Annotated in this window: 4 protein-coding genes; 3 read left to right on the top strand and 1 reads right to left on the bottom strand. The window is 62.4% G+C overall.

The genetic code is table 11. The features are described from left to right. Window positions 1–115: 115 nt before the first annotated feature. Window positions 116–1,636: a HAMP domain-containing sensor histidine kinase gene (locus EOA85_RS30190; RefSeq protein ID WP_127212178.1), complete on the bottom strand. Its 1,521-nt coding sequence runs from the start codon at window positions 1,634–1,636 to the stop codon at window positions 116–118. A 75-nt stretch (window positions 1,637–1,711) separates the two neighbouring features. Here EOA85_RS30190 and EOA85_RS30185 point away from each other — a divergent pair, with 75 nt between their 5' ends. From EOA85_RS30185 to EOA85_RS30175, 3 genes are all read left to right on the top strand, one after another. After that, window positions 1,712–2,335, top strand: coding sequence for a thermonuclease family protein (locus EOA85_RS30185; protein ID WP_127212177.1), 624 nt, complete (start codon window positions 1,712–1,714; stop codon window positions 2,333–2,335). A gap of 100 nt (window positions 2,336–2,435) precedes the next feature. Further along, window positions 2,436–3,047, top strand: a complete 612-nt coding sequence (locus EOA85_RS30180) for a glutathione S-transferase (RefSeq protein WP_127212176.1) — start codon at window positions 2,436–2,438, stop codon at window positions 3,045–3,047. A gap of 16 nt (window positions 3,048–3,063) precedes the next feature. Further along, window positions 3,064–3,681, top strand: coding sequence for a uracil-DNA glycosylase family protein (locus tag EOA85_RS30175; RefSeq protein ID WP_164759977.1), 618 nt, complete (start codon window positions 3,064–3,066; stop codon window positions 3,679–3,681). Window positions 3,682–3,695: the final 14 nt, after the last annotated feature.

Here is a 3,695-nt window from a genome sequence, read left to right as displayed (position 1 = left end):
CTGCTTGATCTCGGCGTAAGCCACGGCGAGGGGGCAGGGGCGGCACTTGCCGCGGGCCTGGTCAAAGCCGCTGCGCTCACCAGTTCGGGCAGGGCGGCGGCGGTTCATTAAGCGTTTATCGCCGGCGCGCAGCAACGGCTTTGGTCGGCAGCGCCGGCAATTCCTCCATCACCCGGCTCAATGGGAAGATGGCGATCGCCTCGGTGCCTTCGCGCAGTTTGGAATGGAGTTCGAACTCGCCGCCATGCATGGCAAGCAGGCTTTGGACGATCGGCAGGCCAAGCCCGGTGCCTTGTTCGGCGCTCTTGATAGCGATGGAGCCCTGACCGAAGGCGGACAGCACGACCGGAATCTCGTCCTCCGGTATGCCAGGCCCATTGTCTTTGACGGAAAGGTATTGGCCGCCGCCCGCCGTCCAGCCGACGCGCACGCGGATCTCGCCGCCAGTTCCGGTGAACTTGATGGCGTTCGACAAAAGATTGAGCGCGATTTGTCTCACCGCGCGTTCGTCGGCGAACAGGCGCGGCAAGGCGCTTTCGAAATCCTGGACGATACGGATGTCCTTGTTGCGCGCCTTCAGCTCCATCATGTGACAGCAATCCTCGACGACGGAAAGCAGCATCATCGGCTCTTCGTTGAGTTGGTAGCGGCCCGCTTCGATGCGCGACAGGTCGAGGATTTCGTTGATCAGGTCGAGTAGGTGCTGGCCAGAGCCATGGACGTCGCGAGCATAGTCGCGATAGGTCGGGTTGCTCATAGGGCCGAGCACCTCGTTCGCCATCACCTCGGAAAAACCGAGAATGGCATTGAGCGGCGTCCGCAACTCGTGGCTCATCGAGGCCAGAAACCGCGACTTTGCCAGATTGGCGTCTTCCGCCCGTCGCCGCGCTTCGTCCGACATCGATTTCGCCGTGTCCAATTCGGCGATCAGCGCATCCTTTTCGGAGCGGAACGAGAGCAACATCAAGGACGAGCGATTGAGGCGGCGCGCCACATAGGCGAAGAAGGGCAGCGAGACGATCAGCAACCCGGCCATGATCAGTTCTGCCGGCATCCACTGGCTGGCGCCGGCATAGGCATAGGCCGCCACCGGAACGGCGAAGGTCGCCAGCAACGCACCGCGCAGCGATGACGCCGTGATCGCGGTCGCCGCCATGGCCAGCAGCAGCACCACCGCCTTGATCAGCTGGAACTGCTCGACCTGGCAAGCATCGCAACCGAGCCAGGCGAACCAGGCCCAGCCCAAGCCGCAAAGGAAATGGCCTATCAGGAAATCACCGTGCGTTTGCAGCGGGTTGAGTTCGGCAGCTTCCGTTCGGTCGACGCGACTCGCCATGAACACGACGATGGCGTAGCAGATGAGTGTAAAAAGGGCCCAGACGCCAATTTCCTTACCCACTCCAGCAAACAGACCCGTCGCGGCGGTCGCGAGGACGAGAAGCGGAACGATAACCGCACCTCCTACCATGGCACGGGCGTGGAGTTTCAAAAGCTCGCGGTCGAAATCGGGATTTCCGACCTGCTGCGAAAGACGGTCGCGCGTCTTGCGCACCGCCCGCGCCACATCGCTGTTGCGATGGGGTTTCCGGCGGTCCACTATAAACTTGTCCGCTGTGGTCGAGCGTTGCGAGGGCATGAAGACTTCAATTTATGCGGGCAGCGGTTTCAAATTGTTAAGCTACGTTCGAATGATTAACCAACGGTTTGCCATATGAGCCGTTCGTGGCCGCGGCGGCCGCGACAGCGATACGTCCCGCCGCGGCCGCGAAGCCTTTGGCGCCGGCTGGTGGACTACGCACTGGCCGTGCTTGTCCTCGGTCTGCTGATCCTTCTGGCAGCGCGCCTTGACCGGATCGAGACGCGCAAGACTGAGGGTGCCGCCGTTGTCAATGACGGCGATACGATCACGCTCGGTTCCGAGCGCATCCGCATGCGCGGCATTGATGCGCCGGAATATTCCCAATTTTGCCGCAAGGACGGCGCCGACTATCCCTGCGGCAAGCTGGCGCGGCAGTCGCTGGTACGCCTGATATCAGACAAATCCGTCTCCTGCACCGGCTGGCAGCGCGACCGCTACGGCCGGCTGCTCGGCGACTGCAACGCCGGCGGCAAGGATCTCAACCGCGCCCAGGTCGAGGCCGGCTGGGCGGTCGCCTATGGGGATTTCGAAACTGAGGAAGCCGCTGCCCGCTCCGGCAAGGCCGGCATCTGGGCCGGCACTTTCGACGAGCCGCACGATTGGCGCGAGAGCCGCGATCACGAAGTGGTCGAAAGAAAGCACGGTCGTTTGGCTTCGATTGGCGATGCCTTGCGAGAAATTTTTCGCTTCCGGTGATGGTCAACCTTATAGTTTGTCGCAACAGACCTGATCAGATTCGCATCGTGCTTTCCGGAAATCGATCCCGTTTTTGGGCCGATCCGATAGGAGAAATGGAATGAAACTCTTCGACGGGGGCCGGGCGCCCAATCCACGGCGGGTTCGGGTCTTCCTTGCCGAAAAGGGGCTTGAGGTTCCTCTGGTGCCCGTCGACATGGGCGCGCTGGAGCACAGAAAGCAGCCAGTCAGTTCGCGCAACCCGCTGCAGCGCCTGCCGGTGCTCGAACTCGACGACGGCACCGTCATCACCGAATCGGTCGCCATCTGCCGCTATTTCGAGGAGTTGCACCCGGAACCAGCGTTGTTCGGACGCGGCGCGCTCGGCAAGGCGCTAGTCGAGATGTGGCAAAGACGCATGGAGCTCAACTTGCTCGGTTGCGTCGCTGCCGCGTTCCGGCACATCCATCCGGCGATGAAGGAATGGGAGGTTCCACAAATCCCCGAATGGGGCGAGGCCAACAAGCCGAAAGCCGTCGGATTCCTGAAACTCCTCGACGACGAGTTGGCGAACCGGGAATTCGTCGCCGGCGATGCTTATTCGATCGCCGACGTCACCGGGCTGGTTGCCATCGACTTCATGAAGCCGGCGCGTATCAAGGTGCCGGAAGATTGTGCCAACGTGCTGCGCTGGCATCAGGCGATCTCCAGCCGGCCGAGCGCCGCCGCCTGAGAATGAGTTCCCGAGATTGAGCGAAGAGCTGGAAAACTTCGCGGCGAGGGTACGCGCCTGCCGTATCTGCGTCGAAAACCCGGTCGGCCGCCCGTTGCCGCACGAGCCGCGCCCGGTGCTCAGACCGTCGTCAAGCGCCAGAATCCTGATTGCCAGCCAGGCACCGGGCACCAAGGTGCATATGTCAGGCATGCCGTTCACCGACGCCTCCGGCGATCGGTTGCGGAACTGGCTGGGCGTCAGCAACGAAGAATTCTACGACACGACAAAATTCGCCATCGTGCCGATGGGCTTTTGCTTTCCCGGTCAGGATGCCAAGGGCGGCGACCTGCCGCCGCGCCGCGAATGTGCAGCGGCCTGGCGTGCGCCGCTGATGGCACTGATGCCGCGCGTCGACCTGGTGCTGACGATTGGCAGCTATGCGCAATCCTGGCACATGGGCGCCGCGCGCCGGCCCTCGCTGACGGAGACGGTGATGGATTGGCGCACCATCTGGGGTGCGCCCAGCAACCCGAAAGTGCTGCCGCTGCCGCATCCGTCGTGGCGCAACACCGGCTGGTTGAAGCGCAATCCGTGGTTTGAAATGGATTTGCTGCCGTTTCTGAGATCGGAAATCCGCTATCGCCTCGGCTGAGGCTTGAGCAAGAA

The sequence above is a fragment of the Mesorhizobium sp. M5C.F.Ca.IN.020.29.1.1 genome, assembly GCF_003997375.1.
Lineage (GTDB): Bacteria > Pseudomonadota > Alphaproteobacteria > Rhizobiales > Rhizobiaceae > Mesorhizobium > Mesorhizobium wenxiniae.
The sequence above is the reverse complement of the archived record's forward strand: the minus strand, read 5'-3'. Positions and strand labels throughout refer to the sequence as shown.

Excerpts from the sequence above, each read along its gene's own strand:
- EOA85_RS30190 (WP_127212178.1), bottom strand. The coding sequence starts at position 1,636 with ATGCCCTCGCAACGCTCGACCACAGCGGACAAGTTTATAGTGGACCGC.
- EOA85_RS30185 (WP_127212177.1), top strand. The coding sequence starts at position 1,712 with ATGAGCCGTTCGTGGCCGCGGCGGCCGCGACAGCGATACGTCCCGCCG.
- EOA85_RS30180 (WP_127212176.1), top strand. The coding sequence starts at position 2,436 with ATGAAACTCTTCGACGGGGGCCGGGCGCCCAATCCACGGCGGGTTCGG.